Raw genomic sequence first — 16,060 nt, forward strand, 5'->3', positions numbered from 1 at the left:
GCTGCGGCGACTCGGTTAAGTTACCGAGACTTTCGGGTTTGTGTCAAATCACTCCGGCTGAGCCGGTGACTGCCACTTTGCCGTATCCGTTTCGGCCTTTCGGCCCCGGCTGCGGCGACTCGGTTAAGTTACCGAGACTTTCGGGTTTGTGTCAAATCACTCCGGCTGAGCCGGTGACTGCCACTCTTTCAAACCTTACCGCATCGTTTTCGGGCCTCTTCCTCGGGGGGTCTGTGCCTCCTCGGAGGATCCTGGCCCGCCAACGCCCCGGACTGTTCGTCCTGGGTGGGCGGCGAGATGGAACTATACACGAGCGATCCGCGGGGGTGTGGGGACCACCCCGACATATGCAATCCAGGCCTGGGCCGGCCCCGCCCCCACCCGCCGCCGAGCCCGGCGAAGGCTCCCCGACCGCCTGTTACCGGCCGCTGCCCGGCTTCCCCGGGGCCCCGCAGGCCTGCCCACGGTGGGTCTCTCCCGGCGAGTTCCGACGATTGCCTCCCGGCGTCGCCGCTTCAGGACTGCTACCCCATATCGAGCGCCCCAACACCCCTGCCCGCGGAACATCCGTGGCCGGGTATCGCACGCTTTCGACGTCCATGACCGGGTATCAGTGTTCTCGCGGTTGCCTGCTGCGCCCGGGTGGCTTCCGATGTGCCCGAGAGCTGCCGGCTCGCGTTTCAGGGCCGTGGACGTCCACCCGCCGCCTCGGAGCGCTCGGCCGCCCACCGTGCCCAGCCGGCCAGGGCCTCGTACAGCCGCGCTCCGCCCTCGATCGCCAGGCGCAGTGACCGGTTCTGTGGGGTGTCGGGGAAGTCGCCGCGGTCGGTGGCCTGCGCATAGGCGCGGTACCGGCCGGCCGCCGACGCGAAGAACTCGGCCTCGCGCACCAGGTGCTGGTTGAGGTCCGCCGGTTCCATGAGCCAGAAGAAGAACGACCGCAGCAGCGACTGGAGCCGCATGGTGTGGTCGACCTCCGACGGCTCACGCAGCCAGCGCCTGATCTCGTCCAGGCCGGAGTCGGTGATCCGGTAGGCCTTGCGGCCGCGGGGGCCCTCGCTGTCGATCTCGATCAGGCCGTCGCCGGCGAGCCGGCTCAGCTCCCCGTAGATCTGCGGGTGCCCGGCCGGCCAGACGGCGCCCAGCACCTGCTCGAATCGCCTCGTGAGGTCGTAGCCACTGGCCGGACCCTCCGCGAGCAGCCCCAGCAACCCGTGACGTAGCGACACTCAGACACCTCCCGCTCCCAGCTCGACACCGAGCGTAACCGTCGGTGGCGCGGACCGCCCCTGCTCAGGAGCCGGGGGCGGCGGGACCGGGAGAGGCTTCGCGACCTGGAGACGACCTCAGCGCCCCGGGAACGGCGACGGCCGGGTGCGGCCCCCGGGCAGAGAGGGAACGCACCCGGCCATCCTGCGCCCGGTCAGGACGGCCCGGTCGCGGGCCGTCCCGGATGGAGCGGCTCGGCTGGTCAGCCGGCCTTGTGCTTCTGGATCTCCTCGGTGAGCTGCGGGACGACGTTGAACAGGTCACCGACCAGTCCGTAGTCCGCGAACTCGAAGATCGGGGCCTCGGGGTCCTTGTTGACCGCCACGATCGTCTTCGAGGTCTGCATGCCGGCCCGGTGCTGGATGGCGCCGGAGATCCCGACCGCGATGTACAGCTGGGGCGACACCGTCTTACCGGTCTGGCCGACCTGGTTCTGGTGCGGGTACCAGCCGGCGTCGGTCGCGGCGCGCGAGGCGCCGACGGCCGCGCCGAGCGTGTCGGCCAGCTTCTCGACCAGCGCGAAGTGCTCGGCGGCACCCAGGCCACGGCCTCCGGAGACGACGACCTGGGCCTCGGTGAGGTCCGGACGGCCGGACTTCGCCTCGACGACGCGGTCCACGATCTTCGCGCCCTTCGCGGCGTCGGAGATCGCGATGTCGACCGGGGTCTCCACCGGGGTCGTCGGCGCGGCCTCGGGTGCGGTCGAGTTCGGCCGGACGACGACGATCGGGGTGCCCTTGGTGACCTTCGAGTTGACGATCGTCGAACCGCCGAAGATGCCCTGGGTGGCCGTCAGGTCGGAGGTGAGCGCGGTGGCGTCCCAGATCAGGCCGGAATCCGTGCGGGCGGCCGTGCGGGCCGCGACCTCACGGGAGTCCGGCGTGGCCGCGGCCAGGACCGCCACGGGCGAGACGTCCGCGACCAGCTTCGACAGGACCTCGGCCGCCGGCGCCCCGATGTAGTCGGCGACGTCTTCGGACTCGACCAGGTAGACCTTGGCCGCGCCGTACTGGGCCAGGTACTCCTTCGCCTTGGCGTAGCTGCCCGGGCCGCCGAGGAACACCGCCGACGGCTCGCCGATCGTGCGGGCCAGCGTCAGCAGCTCGGCCGTGACCTTCTTCGGCTCGCCATCGCTGTGCTCGACGAGTACAAGAACTTCAGCCATCGAACAACAACCCCTCAGATGAGCTTCTGGGCCGCGAGGAACGCAGCGACCTTCGCGCCGCCGTCGCCCTCGTCCTTGACGATGGTGCCGCTCTGGCGCGGCGGTGCCGGCTGCGCGTCGACAACCGTGGACGTCGCCCCGGCGAGGCCAACCGAGCCCGCGTCGAGACCGGCGTCGGCGGCCGAGAGCTTGGTCAGCGGCTTCTTCTTGGCCGCCATGATGCCCTTGAACGAGGGGTAACGCGGCTGGTTGATCTTCTCGACCACACCCACGACGGCCGGCAGGGTCGCCTCGACGAGCGCGTAGCCGTTGTCGGCGAGGCGCTCGACGGAGACCTTGTTCGCGCCCGGGTCGACCGTGACCTTGCGGGCCTGCGTGAGCTGCGGCAGACCGAGACGCTCCGCGATGAGGGCGCCCATGACGCCGCCCCGGGCGTCGGAGGCCTCCGAGGAGGTGATGATCAGGTCCGGCGAGAGCGCGGAGATCACCTTCGCCAGCGCGGCGGAGGTGGCGAGGGCGTCGGAGCCGTGCAGCGACTCGTCGGTCAGGTGCACCGCCTTGTCAGCGCCCATCGAGAGAGCCTTGCGGATCGTCTCGACGGCCTTCTCCGGCCCCATCGTGACGACCGTCACCTCGCCGCCATGGGCTTCCTTGATCTTCAGGGCCTCTTCGACCCCGTACTCGTCCATCTCGTTCATGACGTTGTCGACGCTCTTACGGTCGACCGTCTTGTCCGAGGCGTCGAGCTTCTTCTCCGCCCAGGTATCGGGAACCTGCTTGACGGTAACCACGATGTTCACGCCTTGGGGCCTCCGTAGCCAGCAATATCGATGTCGGTCCTCCACGCATCGTCGCATCTGACGCCCTGACATGCCCGATGATCGGCGCCGTGATGCAGGCCGCAATCCGCCCGCTCCTGGCATGTCAGCCCGGCGGCGACGGACATCCGGGAGACATCATCCGGACACAACGGCGCCGGCCGGCGCAGCCGCGACCGGCGTATTACGACACGGCCGCCCACCCACGGCGACGCCCGCCGACCGCGAGCGGTGGTGACATGGTGACGGCGCGGCGGCGGGACGGATGCCGCCCACCGGGCGCGTCCGCCGGGCGGACCGATCTGACGGACCGGCCATCGACGCCGCCCGGCACCGCTACGGCACCGCCGCGACGGCACCGCCGCGACGGCGGTCCGGTTTGCCATGGTGCTTCCCACTTCGACCGCTCCTACCGCAAGAGGCCCGGGTCCCACCGTGACCGTGCATTCTGGCCCACTACTGCACACCCTCTTCCTGAATGTGTGACCAATCGGCTACTTTCTGCCCCATGAGGTAGCCGAGGGCCTGGTAAAGGCCCATCCGGCCACATCGAGCAGACGGGGGTTCAATGACCGCGGAAGAACTCATGGTGGCCGGGCCACCCCTGACCCTGTCGGGCCCGCACATCCCTGCCACCCAGCTCCCGAACAGCCAGGTCCCGGCGCCGTTGATGGCATCCACCGGGCGCGCCAGGCCGGCGGCGAAGGCTGCCGCGGGCAAGGCCACCGGCGGGACGTCCACCGGCACGGGTGGCGCCGGCGGCGCCAGCAACACCCGCGCAGGCGGCACCAGGGGTGCCGGTGCCAGCCCCGACACCGGCGAATCCGGCACGCCGACCCTGTTCTCCCGCCTGCTCGCCGAGGCCAACGTCTCCGACACCCGCTTCGCACGTCAGGTCAACAACCGCGCCCGATCCCAGCGCCGCATCGAGCTCGGCCTGGCCCGGACGACCGTCGGGCACTGGCGCCGCGGCATGCGGCCCCGGGACCCGATGGTCGCCGAGCTGGCCGCGGCCGAGCTCTCCGTCCTCGTCGGCTACCCGGTGACCCCGGCCGACCTCAGCTGGCGGGGCGAAGCCAGCGAACGCGACGACCTCGGCCTCGTCATCGCGGACCTCCCCGACGACAACCTGCGAACACTCGCCGGACTTTCGGGACGAGACATGCGGCGACGTGACGTCCTGCACGACGGGGCGGCCTTCGTCGCCACCGCCTTCGCCGACCCCGTGCTGTCCAGTCTCACCGGCGTGATCCGCCGGATCAGCGCGGACGTCCCGTCCTCCCCGTCCGGCGGAGCGATGATCCGGGACATGACCGAGACGTTCCGCCGGCTGGACGCCCGGTTCGGGAGCAGGGAGATTCGACCCCAGGTCGTGACGTTCCTGCACGACCGGACACGCGCGGCCGTGGAGGGACCGGCCGACACCGACACCTTCGGCGCCCTCGCCGAGCTGGCCCAGTTCAGCGGCTGGCTCGCCCAGGACTGCAACCGCCAGGCGCTGGCCCAGCGCTACTACATCCAGGCGCTGACCCTGGCCGAGCACGCCGACGACGTCATGATGTCCGGCCGGGTGCTGTCCGCCATGAGCGACCAGTCCGCGGCCCAGGGGCACAACCGGCACAGCCTGTCCCTGGCGCGCGCGGCGATCGACCGGTCCGCCCGGCAGTCCGCGCCGGCCGTGCAGGCGATGTTGCAGGACAAGCTGGCGTGGGCCCTCGCCCGCAACGGCGACGAGGCCGGCTGCATGCGCGCCCTGGACGCGCTGGAGCGCACGATCTCCCGCGAGCCCGGCGACGCCCCGTCCTGGGCCGGGCACTACAACGTCGGCGACGTGGCCGAGTGCCAGGGCCACTGCTTCCTCCTGCTGGGCCGGGCGGAGATGGCCGAGAAGCGGCTGCTGGAGGCACGTGACCTGCAGGGTCCGGCGCGGGCCCGGACCCGCGCGTACGCGGAGGCGGACCTGGCGCTGTCCTACCTGAAACGCCCGCGCCCCGAGCTCGAGGCGGCCCTCGAGGCCGGGTACCGGGCGGTGGAGGTGGCCGGCCCGGTGTCCTCCACCCGGATCGTCAACAAACTCGCCGAGCTGGACCGGACGATCGCCGGCTTCTCGAAAGCCGTCGCGGCCCGCGAGTGGCGCTCACGCGCCGCTGGTCTTGTGCGACCTCCCCAGCAGCGGCCGGAACCCGCCGTCGGCTGACCGGCGTGGACCGGGCACCCTATGTCCGGTGAGCCCCGCGAAGGGCATCGGCCGCCGCATCGGCCGACGCGCCCCCACCTCCAGCAACGGCACCAACATCGGCGGAGCTACCGACGGCGGCGGAAGCAGCGGAGGTAACGGCGGTGGGAGCGGCGGTGGTGCCGGCGGCAACGGCGGAAGCGGAAGCGGCGGGGGTGACGTCGGTGCCGGGACGGGCACGGGCATCGGTGCGGGCGACATCCCGGCGATCCCGTCCGACCCGCCCGGCCGGGCGGGCGGGACACATCCGCCGGCCCGGATCGCCCTGGTGCTCGCCGCCTGGGTCGCCACGGTGGCGCTCGCCGTCATCGCCGCGGTGCGCCTCGTCCACCTCGACGACGCGTTCGCCTGGCCGTTCGCCTCGTTCAACGCGCTGACACCGCTGCTGTACCTGCCGGTCTATGCGGCGCTCGCGATCGGCTTCGCGCTGCGGCGCAACCTGCTCATGATCTTCTGTGCGCTGCTCGTCGTCGCCCACCTGGCCTGGGCACTGCCCGAGGTCCTCCCCGGCGACGCCGACGACGTCCCGCAGGGCTCGGCCCGGCTGCGGGTGATGAGCGCGAACCTGCTCTACTCCAGCGCCGAGGCCGGCCGGCTGGGCCGGCAGATCGAGGCCGCCGACCCCGACGTCCTGGTGCTGGTCGAGCTCTCGCCGCTGACGTTGGCGGACGTCCAGGCGTCAGGTGCGCTGAAGGAGTACCGGTACTCCGAGGTCCACCCGCAGGACGGCGCGTTCGGCGCGGCGGTGTTCTCCCGCTTCCCGCTGTCGGACACGGCGGCACCCGAGGTGGCCGGCAGCATGTCACTGCGCACGACGGTGCGGGTCGACGAGCGCCGCTCCTTCGTCATGTACGCGGTACACACGATCTCGCCGACCAGCGGGGACTACGCGAAACGGTGGCGCGCCCAGCTCGACCAGCTCCGCGAGGACGTCGAGACGTCGAAACTGCCGGTCGTGCTCGCCGGCGACTTCAACGCCACCCGCGACCACCGTCCGCTGCGCCGGCTGCTCTCCGCCGGTGTGCGCGACGCCCACGACGTCCTCGGCGCCGGTTGGACGCCGACCTGGAACGCGAAAACGGTCGCGTTCCCACCGGTGCTGCGGATCGACCACGTCCTCGCGTCACCGGCCTTCGCGGTCACCGGCTACCAGGTCGGCTCCGAGTTCGGCAGCGACCACAAGCCGGTGACCGCCGACCTGGCCCTACGCTGACCAACCCGACCCCGGGCCTGCACTGACCGAGCCGGGCCGAGCCTCGTGCCGGCCGGCCCCGGGCCGCAGACCGAGCCGGGGCCGATGTCGGGTGCTGCGACGGCTAGCGGCCGACGAAGTCGGCCTTGCCCGGGCCGCGCTCGATGAACGAGTCCATGCCGTGGCGGCGGTCCTCGGTACCGAACAGGCCGATGAACAGCGCCGACTCCAACCGCAGCGCCTCGGAGAGCGCGAGGTCGCCGCCGTCGTCGATCGCCTGCTTCGCCGCGGCCAGTGCCAGGGCGGGCCCCGTGACGAAGCGACCCGCCATCCGCAGGGCCTCGGCGTACACCTCATCGGCCGGGACGACCTTGTCGGCCAGCCCGATCGCCTCCGCCTCGGCGGCCCGCACCTGCCGGCCACTGAAGACGAGATCCTTGGCCCGGGCCGACCCGACGAGCCGCGGCAGGCGCTGCGTGCCACCGGCGCCCGGGATCACACCGAGGGTGATCTCGGGCAGCCCGACCTTCGCGTTCTCGGCGAAGACCCGGAAGTCGGCACACAGCGCGAGCTCCAGGCCGCCGCCGAGGGCATAGCCCGTGACGGCCGCGACGACCGGCTTCGGGATACGCGCCACCAGGTCGAAGGCCGCGGCCAGATCGCGGACCCAGCCGGTGATGCCAGCGACGTCCAGCCCCGCCATCTCCTTGATGTCCGCCCCGGCGGCGAACACCTTCTCGCCGCCGTAGACGACAACGGCCCGGACGTCCGCCCGGGCGGTGGCCTCGAGGGCGGCGGCGCGCAGCTCAGCGGCAAGCGCCGCGTTGAGCGCGTTCATCGGCGGCCGGTCCAGCCTGATCGTCCCGACACCGTCGGAGACCTCGAGCCGCACGACCGCCATCGCCAAACCTCCGCATCGCCGCGAAACCATGAATCCTCATCACGATTCCGCGCATCCGTGAGCCACCCGCCCGCCGGAGACTCCCCCGCCGGGCCGCAGCCAACACTAGACGAGTAGGCCTCCACGTTCAGGCCGCCGACAACCACCCCAAGACCACACCCTTCCCCGGCGAGAGCCGAGCCGGGACCACTCCAGACGGGGCACCTCGGGCCCGGGTGGGGGCCGACAGGGTCCCGGCGTCGGCCAACCGGGTGCGCCGCGGGACGGGAAGTGACGCCGGTCACTTGGGATGGGTGGAGGTGAGAGTTCGGGGGACCACCGGATGATGTGGCGGTTAGCGTCGTTCCCATGATCCGCCCCGGCTCGGCCACCCCGCTCGGCGTGTGGTGGGACGGCGAGGGAGTCAACGTCGCCGTTGTGGCGCCCGGTGCCGACGCGGTGGATTTCTGTGTGTTCGACGGCCAGGACGGCCGGGACGGCTCGGGCGCCACCGGCCGCACCGACCTCGGCACCGACCCGGCCCCCGGAACGGACGGTGGCGCGGAGACCACTTCGGGTGGTGAGACGCGGTACCGGCTTCCCGAACGGGACGGCGGTGTCTGGCACGGTTACATCCCCGGTGTGGGCCCGGGGCAGGCCTACGGCCTGCGGGCCCATGGGCCGTACGCGCCCGGGCGCGGCGAGCGGTACAACCCGGCGAAGCTGCTGCTCGACCCCTATGCGCGCCGGGTCACGGGGAGCTTCGTGCCCCATCCGGCGGTGCACGGGTATGTGGCCGGCGATCCCTACGGGCAGGACCCCGACGACCGGGACTCGGCACCGTATGTGCCAAAGGGCGTCGTGACCGGACCCGTCACGCGGCCTCCCGCGGGATCCGTCACGGGGTCTGCCGCCGGGTCCGTGACGGGGCCGGACCCGGCCGCGAACAGGCCGCGGACGGCCTGGGCCGACACGATCCTGTACGAGCTGCACGTCCGGGGCTTCACCATGCTTCACCCGGGGGTGCCCGAGCGGCTGCGCGGGACCTACGCCGGCCTGGCGCATCCGGCGGTCGTCGACCACCTGCTGCGGATCGGTGTCACCGCGGTCGAGCTGCTGCCCGTCCACGCGCACATCTCCGAGACGACGCTGTTGGAGAACGGCCGCTCCAACTACTGGGGCTACAACACGCTGGCGTTCTTCGCCCCGCACCCCGGCTACGCGGCCACGGACGACCCCGTCGCCGAGTTTCGCGCCATGGTCGCCGCGCTGCACGACGCGGGTATCGAGGTGCTGCTCGACGTCGTCTACAACCACACCGCCGAGGGCAGCGAGCGCGGGCCGACACTGAGCCTGCGCGGGCTGGACAACATCGCCTACTACCGCGTCGAACCCACCGACCCGCGCCGCTACCGCGATGTCACCGGCTGCGGGAACACCGTCGACGCCACGTCGCCGCACGTCGTGCGCCTGATCTGCGACTCGCTGCGGTACTGGGTGTCCGAGATGGGGGTGGACGGGTTCCGCTTCGACCTGGCGACGGCGCTCGCGCGGTCACCGGACGGGTTCGAGCCGGCCGCGCCGCTGCTGACCGCGATCCAGGCCGACCCGCTGCTGTCCTCGGTCAAACTGATCGCCGAGCCGTGGGACCTCGGCTGGGGCGGGTACCAGGTCGGCGCGTTCCCGGCGCCGTGGGCCGAGTGGAACGGCCGGTTCCGCGACACCCTGCGTGACATCTTCAGCGACCGCACCGGCAGCGTGGCGGATCTCGGGTACCGGATCACCGGCTCGTCCGACATCTACGAGCATTCGGGACGCCGGCCCTGGGCCTCGGTCAACTTCGTCACCGCGCACGACGGTTTCCCCCTCGCCGACCTGGTCTCGTACAACGAGAAGCACAACGAGGACAACGGGGAGGGCAACCGGGACGGGGAGTCGGAGAACCGGTCGTCGAACCACGGCGCCGAGGGACCGACGGACGACCCGAAGATCCTCACGAACCGCCGCCGGGCCCGCCGGGCCCTGATCAGCACGTTGCTGCTGTCGGCCGGTGTGCCGATGCTGCTCGCCGGCGACGAGCTGGGACGTTCGCAGGGCGGCAACAACAACGCCTACTGCCAGGACAACGCGGTCTCCTGGCTCGCCTGGCCGAACGGAACGGCAGGAACCTCCGAGGCCGGTGGGCCCGGCGATGGGCCGGCCAGCGAGGTGCCGGCCGCGGATCCGGCAGGTCCTGATCCGGCGCTGATCACGCTGGTGGGCGGGCTGAGCAGACTGCGACGGGCCGCGCCGGTGCTGCGGCGGCAGCGGTTCTTCCGCGGTGGCGCGCCGACCCCGCAGCGGCTGCCCGACATCACCTGGTTCCGGCAGGACGGCGCGGTGATGTCGGCCGCGGACTGGAACGCCCCGCAGGTGGCGATCCTGGTGGCGCACCTGGCCGGGGAGGGCATCGAGTGGACCGACGCCGCGGGCACGCCGGTCACCGGGGAGAGCCTGCTGCTGGTCATCCATCCTGAGGGCGAGGACCGGACGGTCGTGCTTCCCGGGACGCCCTGGGCGACCCGGTACGACCTGCTGCTCGACACCGCCGCGGACGACCTCGCCGGGTTCCCGGCCACGATCGCCGAGCCCCGCCGGACACTGGCGGCCGGCGCGCAGCTCGACGTGGCCGGACGAACGGTCCTCATCCTGCGGGCCCTCGGCGGCTCCGATTGCAGCGTGGCGGCTGAGTGAGTCCACGATGACACTCAGCCACCACGCTGGTCGCCCTGGGCCCGGAGGCCGGAGGCCCAGGGCGCGGGGGTGGGTCAGGGGTTTGTGACCAGGCCGAGTTCGGCCGGGCTTGCGGTGAGGCGGTGGCGGGGCAGGACTCGCACCGTGTAGCCGAAGGGGCCGGTCCGGCCGAGCGGGATCGTGCCCTCGTACCGGTGGCCGTGGCCGCCCTCCCCCTCGCCCACGTCGGTCAGCGAGAGCGTGCCGGGCGCCATGATGCGGCCGGTCTCGTCCACCCGGCCGTAGGAGGCGATCACCTCGACGTCGGCCGGGTCGAGCCCGCCGAGGTCGACCGTCGCCCGCACGACCAGCGACTGGCCCACCTGGGGGGTGTCCCCGAGCCCGGCCGAGTCGACGTTGAGCACATGGACGCCCGACCAGGCGCTGCGCACCCGGTACTTCCAGGCCGCGAGGTCGCGCGCCCCGGCGAGGTCACCCTCGGTGGCCTGGCGGGCCGACACCCCGGCGGGCACGTAGTAACGCTCGACGTACTCGCGCACCATCCGGGTCGCCAGCACCTGCGGGCCGAGCGTGGAGAGGGTGTGCTTGACCATCGCCGTCCACCGCGGCGGGGCGGACGTCGGCGTCGCCCGGTCGTAGAAGCGCGCCGTCACCGTGTTCTCGAGCAGGTCGTACAGGGCTGCCGACTCGATGTCGTCGCGGCGGTCGGGGTCCTCGACGCCGTCCGCGGTCGGGATGGCCCAACCGTTCTGACCGTCGAACATCTCGTCCCACCAGCCGTCCCGGATGGAGAGGTTCAGGCAGCCGTTGAGCGCCGCCTTCATCCCGGACGTGCCGCACGCCTCGAGCGGGCGCAGCGGGTTGTTCAGCCAGACGTCGCAGCCGGCGTAGAGGAAGCGGGCCATGCCGATGTCGTAGTCGGGCAGGAAGACGATCCGGTGGCGCACGGCCGGGTTGTCCGCGAACTGGACGATCTGCTGGACGAGCAGCTTGCCGCCGTCGTCGGCCGGGTGGGCCTTGCCCGCGATGACCATCTGGACGGGGCGGTCGGCGTGCAGCAGGAGCCGCTTGAGGCGCTCGGAGTCGCGCAGCATCAGCGTGAGCCGCTTGTAGGACGGCACCCGGCGGGCGAACCCGATGGTGAGCACGTCCGGGTCGAAGACGGACTCGACCCAGTCGAGCTCGCCGGGGGCCGCGCCGCGCTGCAGCCAGGAGACGCGGACCCGGCGCCGGATCTCGGCGACGAGCTGCTCGCGCAGTTCCCGCCGGGTCGCCCAGATGGCCTCGTCGGACACCTTGTCGAACCGGGTGAAGGCCTCGGCGCCGCCGCTGAGCAGGCCGGGGCCGGGCTGGCGGTCGGCCAGCTCGGTGATCGAGCGGGAGACCCAGGTCGGGGCGTGCACGCCGTTGGTCACCGAGCCGATCGGCACCTCGGCGTGGTCGAAGCCGGGCCACAGGCCGGCGAACATCTCCCGGCTGACGATGCCGTGCAGGCTGCTGACGCCGTTGGAGCGCTGGGCCAGCCGCAGGCCCATGTGGGCCATGTTGAACACGTTGGGGTCGGGCTCGGCGCCGAGCTCGAGCACCCGGTCGACCGGGACGCCGGGCCAGCTGTTGTCGCCGCCGAAGTGGCGGGCCACCAGGTCCTTCGGGAACCGGTCGATACCGGCGGGCACGGGCGTGTGGGTGGTGAACAGCGTGCCGGCGCGGGCGGCCTCCAGCGCCTCGTCGAAGCTCAGCCCGGTCTCGGTGAGCTCGCGGATGCGCTCCAGCCCGAGGAAGCCGGCGTGACCCTCGTTGGTGTGGTAGACCTCCGGCGCCGGCGAGCCGGTGACGGCCGCGTAGGCGCGCAGCGCGCGGACGCCGCCGATCCCCAGCAGCATCTCCTGGAGGAGCCGGTGGTCGGTCCCGCCGCCGTAGAGGCGGTCGGTGACGCCCCGCTCGGCGGACTGGTTGTCCTCGACGTCGGAGTCGAGCAGCAGCAGCGGGACCCGTCCGACCTGCGCCTTCCAGATCTGGGCGTGCAGGGTGCGCCCCTCGGGCAGGCCGACGGCGACCTTCACCGGGGCGCCCTCGGCGTCGGTGAGCTGCGTCAGCGGCAGGCCGTGCGGGTCGATGCCGGGGTAGCGCTCCTGCTGCCAGCCGTCCCGCGACAGCGACTGGACGAAGTAGCCGGCCCGGTAGAGCAGGCCGACCCCGATGATCGGCACCCCGAGGTCGCTGGCGGTCTTCAGATGGTCGCCGGCGAGGATGCCCAGGCCGCCCGAGTACTGCGGGAGGACCTCGGTGATCCCGAACTCCGGCGAGAAGTAGGCGATGGCGCTGGGTGCGCCCGGGATCGTCTGCTTCTGATACCAGAGGTCGGAGGTCAGGTACTCCTGCAGGTCGTCCGCAGCGTCGGAGAGCCGGCGCAGGAACTTCCGGTCGGCGGAGAGCGCCACGAGCCGATCGTGGTCGACCTCGCCGAGCAGCCGGACGGGATCGCCCTCACAGGCCCGCCACAGCTCCGGATCGACCGACTCGAACAGGTCGAGGGTCTCCGGATGCCACGACCAGCGAAGGTTCAGAACCAGCTCGCCCAGCGCAGCGAGCTGCTCCGGGAGCTGGGCACGGACAGTGAATCGGCGCAGCGCTCTCACGAGACGGGAAGCCTAAACAGGGTGCATGAACTCGCCGCACCCGGGTTCGACCCGCCGGTTACCGAGCCGCAACAACTTCTCCACGATCCCCCCAGGACGGATATTCCGCACTCCGCGCCGCCTGTCCACCACGCGGTGGACGGACGGCGGGGACGGACGGGACGGTGGCTACTCGTCCGGGGCGGTGGCGACCTTCGCGGCGAGCGCGGACATGACCGCCGGGTCGCGCAGGGTCGTGACGTCACCGAGCTCGCGGCCCTCGGCGACGTCCCGCAGCAGCCGGCGCATGATCTTGCCGGACCGGGTCTTGGGCAGGTCGTCGGCCCAGATGATGCGGCGTGGGCGGGCCAGCTTGCCGATCCGGTGGGCGACGTGGTCCCGGAGCTGGGAGACCATGGCGTCGTCGCCGACGAGCTCGCCGCGCAGCGTCACGAACGCGACGATCGCCTGGCCGGTGTCCTCGTCCGACTGGGCCACCACGGCCGCCTCGGCGACGGCCTCGTGCGCGACGATCGCGGACTCCACCTCGGCGGTGGACAGCCGGTGCCCCGACACGTTGATCACGTCGTCGATCCGGCCGATGATCCAGAAGTAGCCGTCCGCGTCGAGGCGGGCGGCGTCGCCCACGACGTAGGTGCGGGGGCCGAACCGGGAGAAGTAGGTCTGCACGAACCGCTCGTCGTCGCGGTAGAGCGTGCGCAGCATGGACGGCCACGGACTGGTGATCACCAGGACCCCGGTGCCCTCGGTGACCGGCTCGCCGTCCTCGGACAGCAGCGCCGGGCTGATCCCGGGCAGCGGCGTCGTCGCCGACCCCGGCTTGGTCGACGTCACCCCGGGGATCGGCGAGATCAGGATCGAGCCGGTCTCGGTCTGCCACCAGGTGTCGACGATCGGGCAGCGCCCGCCGCCGATCACCTGGTGGTACCACAGCCAGGCCTTCGGGTTGATCGGCTCGCCGACCGAGCCGAGCAGCCGCAGCGACGACAGGTCGTGCCGCTCCGGGTACCGCGCTCCCCACTTGATACACGCCCGGATGGCCGTCGGCGCGGTGTAGAAGACGGTGACCTTGTACTCGGCGATCAGCCGCCACCAGATGTCGTAGTCCGGGTAGTCCGGCGCGCCCTCGTACATCACGCTCGTCACGGCGTTCGACAGCGGGCCGTACACGATGTAGGAGTGGCCGGTGATCCAGCCGACGTCGGCGGAGCACCAGTAGACGTCGGTCTCCGGGTCGATGTCGAAGACCGTGCGGTGGGTGTAGGTCGCGCCGAGCAGGTAGCCGCCGGTGGTGTGCAGGATGCCCTTCGGCTTCGCCGTCGACCCGGAGCTGTACAGGATGAACAGCGGGTGCTCGGCGGAGAGCGGCACCGGCGGGCACAGCGGGTCGGCGGCGGCGAGCAGCTCGTGGTACCAGACGTCGCGGCCGGCCGTCATCACCGTCTCGGCCCCGCCCACCGGCCCGGTGGAGCGGACGACCACGACGTGTTCCAGCTTCGGCAGGTCACCCAGCTCGGCGTCCACGCCGGCCTTGACCGCCGCGGTGCGGCCCTTGCGGCGGGCCCCGTCCACGGTGATCAGCACCTTGGCGTCGGAGACCTCCATCCGCTCCCGCACCGCGGACGGCGCGAACCCGCCGAAGACCACGTTGTGCACCGCGCCGATGCGGGCGCAGGCGAGCATGGCCACCGCGACCTCGGGGATCATCGGCAGGTAGATGCCGACGACGTCACCCGGGACCACACCGAGCGAACGCAGGCCGTTCGCCAGCCGCTGGGTGTCGGCGAGCAGCTCGGAGTAGGTGACAGCCCGCCGCTCACCCTCCTCGCCGTGCCAGTGGTAGGCGACCCGCCCGCCCAGGCCGGCCGCCACGTGCCGGTCCAGGCAGTTGGCGGAGACGTTGAGCTCGCCGTCGTCGAACCACTTGTAGAACGGCGGGTTCGTGTCGTCGAGGACCCGGGTGAAGGGCTTCTGCCAGGTCAGCAGCTCGCGTGCCTTTGCAGCCCAGAAGGCCGACGGGTCGGCGGCCGCCGCCGCCGCGTCGGCGGCGTACGGCTGACGGCGCGCGAAACCCGGCGGCGGGTCGAAGCGCTCCACGGTCTGCAGGCGCCCCAGCTCCACCTCGAGCGCTCCACCGGCGGCGCCGCCGTCCGTCCCGCTTCCTGCGTTTATGCCTGTCACGGTCACGCGTTCCTCCTGCGTCGGCGAAGGCCCGAACAACGCGGTCACCTACGGTTTCATCGGTGTATCACGAAGCCCGGCGGCCTCCCAGGGCCACTGGGCCGCGCGGGCGGCCACTTCCGCGCGGCGCGCGAGCAGGACGGTTCGGCCGCGCGGCGCGCGAGCAGGACCATCATGGTCTGCTTCCAGTTGGGCGGCGGCGCACCGTCGGCGCCGTCCCCGAACCGGAACCAGCCGCTGAACGACGACCCCACGGTGCGGACGCCGAAACCGGCGAAATGCCGCCGCCCGTCCGCGAGGAGTTTCTCCCGGGCAGCTGAATCCAGCCATTCCTCCAGGTGCCGCATCGAGTCGTACCGGAAAAGGGCGACCCAGCGCTCCTGCACCCCGGGAACCGGCCGGAAAAGTTCGTATCCCAGGAATCCTGGCGACCTCGCCTGCACCCGGCGTGCCTTCTCCTGCCAGGTCTCGAACTCCCGCTCGTGCCCCCGGCGCACGACATGCGGCACCACGGCGGTGACGACGTCCCGCTCGGGTGGCCGGCCGGCGAGGATCCCCTGAGTGGCAGGGTGATCGAGCAGCCGGTCGCCCTCCTCGACGAGGCGCCGGCGGGCCGGTGACTCCAGCCAGCCGCGCAGCAGCGCCAGCGTGGAGAACCGGAACACCACGATCCAGGAGTGGCTCTCCGCGGACGCGGGCGGATAGAGCTCGACCGCCTCGAATCCCGGCCGGTCACGAGCGGCGTCATTGGTCCGCTCCGGCCACCGACGGTATTCCCGCTCACAGCCGTCCCGGACGTCGAGCGTCATCACGACGGTCGCGGCGGCGCCGTCCGAATCATTATCGACGTCTACTACGCCAACGACCTCGCGGCGACCCGGCGGATCGGCTTCGACGACGCCTACCAGTACGAGGACTTCAGCCGTCCGCGGCCCCGGGCCGCGATG

10 protein-coding genes and 1 pseudogene are annotated in these 16,060 nt (G+C 71.9%); 4 read left to right on the forward strand and 7 right to left on the reverse strand.

The window, feature by feature from the left end; genetic code table 11:
• Nucleotides 1–680: 680 nt before the first annotated feature.
• The 3 genes from MXD62_RS25680 to MXD62_RS25690 all read right to left on the reverse strand — a co-directional run bounded on the left by MXD62_RS25680 (nucleotide 681) and on the right by MXD62_RS25690 (nucleotide 3,234).
• Nucleotides 681–1,229: a helix-turn-helix transcriptional regulator gene (locus MXD62_RS25680; RefSeq protein WP_020458713.1), complete on the reverse strand. Its 549-nt coding sequence runs from the start codon at nucleotides 1,227–1,229 to the stop codon at nucleotides 681–683.
• Nucleotides 1,230–1,471: 242 nt separating this feature from the next.
• Nucleotides 1,472–2,434, reverse strand: a complete 963-nt coding sequence (locus MXD62_RS25685; protein WP_248831992.1) for an electron transfer flavoprotein subunit alpha/FixB family protein — start codon at nucleotides 2,432–2,434, stop codon at nucleotides 1,472–1,474.
• 14 nt (nucleotides 2,435–2,448) lie between these two features.
• Nucleotides 2,449–3,234 (reverse strand): electron transfer flavoprotein subunit beta/FixA family protein, encoded by a 786-nt coding sequence (locus MXD62_RS25690; protein ID WP_248831993.1) that lies wholly within the window; start codon nucleotides 3,232–3,234, stop codon nucleotides 2,449–2,451.
• A 586-nt stretch (nucleotides 3,235–3,820) separates the two neighbouring features.
• Here MXD62_RS25690 and MXD62_RS25695 point away from each other — a divergent pair.
• Entirely contained in the window at nucleotides 3,821–5,449 is a 1,629-nt protein-coding gene (locus tag MXD62_RS25695) for a transcriptional regulator (RefSeq protein WP_248831994.1), read from the forward strand.
• 28 nt (nucleotides 5,450–5,477) lie between these two features.
• Nucleotides 5,478–6,701 (forward strand): endonuclease/exonuclease/phosphatase family protein, encoded by a 1,224-nt coding sequence (locus MXD62_RS39855; RefSeq protein WP_248831995.1) that lies wholly within the window; start codon nucleotides 5,478–5,480, stop codon nucleotides 6,699–6,701.
• A 103-nt stretch (nucleotides 6,702–6,804) separates the two neighbouring features.
• Here the strand turns inward: MXD62_RS39855 and MXD62_RS25705 are convergent, their stop codons facing one another.
• Nucleotides 6,805–7,581, reverse strand: a complete 777-nt coding sequence (locus tag MXD62_RS25705) for an enoyl-CoA hydratase/isomerase family protein (protein WP_248831996.1) — start codon at nucleotides 7,579–7,581, stop codon at nucleotides 6,805–6,807.
• 348 nt (nucleotides 7,582–7,929) lie between these two features.
• Here MXD62_RS25705 and glgX point away from each other — a divergent pair, with 348 nt between their 5' ends.
• Nucleotides 7,930–10,293 carry a glycogen debranching protein GlgX gene (gene glgX, locus MXD62_RS25710; protein ID WP_248831997.1) on the forward strand — a complete coding sequence of 788 codons (2,364 nt, stop codon included), beginning with the start codon at nucleotides 7,930–7,932 and terminating at the stop codon, nucleotides 10,291–10,293.
• Between the two features lie 74 nt (nucleotides 10,294–10,367).
• Here glgX and glgP read toward each other — a convergent pair whose 3' ends face one another.
• The 3 genes from glgP to MXD62_RS25725 all read right to left on the reverse strand — a co-directional run bounded on the left by glgP (nucleotide 10,368) and on the right by MXD62_RS25725 (nucleotide 15,922).
• Nucleotides 10,368–12,932 (reverse strand): alpha-glucan family phosphorylase, encoded by a 2,565-nt coding sequence (gene glgP / locus MXD62_RS25715; RefSeq protein ID WP_248831998.1) that lies wholly within the window; start codon nucleotides 12,930–12,932, stop codon nucleotides 10,368–10,370.
• A 168-nt stretch (nucleotides 12,933–13,100) separates the two neighbouring features.
• Nucleotides 13,101–15,119, reverse strand: coding sequence for an acetate--CoA ligase (gene acs / locus MXD62_RS25720; RefSeq protein WP_248831999.1), 2,019 nt, complete (start codon nucleotides 15,117–15,119; stop codon nucleotides 13,101–13,103).
• A 50-nt stretch (nucleotides 15,120–15,169) separates the two neighbouring features.
• Nucleotides 15,170–15,922: an antibiotic biosynthesis monooxygenase gene (locus tag MXD62_RS25725; protein ID WP_248832000.1), complete on the reverse strand. Its 753-nt coding sequence runs from the start codon at nucleotides 15,920–15,922 to the stop codon at nucleotides 15,170–15,172.
• Between the two features lie 30 nt (nucleotides 15,923–15,952).
• On the opposite strand from MXD62_RS25725, the pseudogene MXD62_RS40905 reads away from it, so the two are divergent.
• A pseudogene (locus MXD62_RS40905) lies at nucleotides 15,953–16,042 on the forward strand (nucleoside deaminase); the annotation flags it as partial.
• Nucleotides 16,043–16,060: the final 18 nt, after the last annotated feature.

The organism is Frankia sp. Mgl5 (assembly GCF_023242985.1).
GTDB classification, from domain to species: domain Bacteria; phylum Actinomycetota; class Actinomycetes; order Frankiales; family Frankiaceae; genus Parafrankia; species Parafrankia soli.

Bases quoted from the DNA above. Each gene is read 5' to 3' on its own strand.
- MXD62_RS25685 (WP_248831992.1), bottom strand. From the start codon at position 2,434: ATGGCTGAAGTTCTTGTACTCGTCGAGCACAGCGATGGCGAGCCGAAG.
- MXD62_RS25695 (WP_248831994.1), top strand. From the start codon at position 3,821: ATGACCGCGGAAGAACTCATGGTGGCCGGGCCACCCCTGACCCTGTCG.
- MXD62_RS25705 (WP_248831996.1), bottom strand. From the start codon at position 7,581: ATGGCGGTCGTGCGGCTCGAGGTCTCCGACGGTGTCGGGACGATCAGG.
- glgX (WP_248831997.1), top strand. From the start codon at position 7,930: ATGATCCGCCCCGGCTCGGCCACCCCGCTCGGCGTGTGGTGGGACGGC.
- MXD62_RS25725 (WP_248832000.1), bottom strand. From the start codon at position 15,922: ATGACGCTCGACGTCCGGGACGGCTGTGAGCGGGAATACCGTCGGTGG.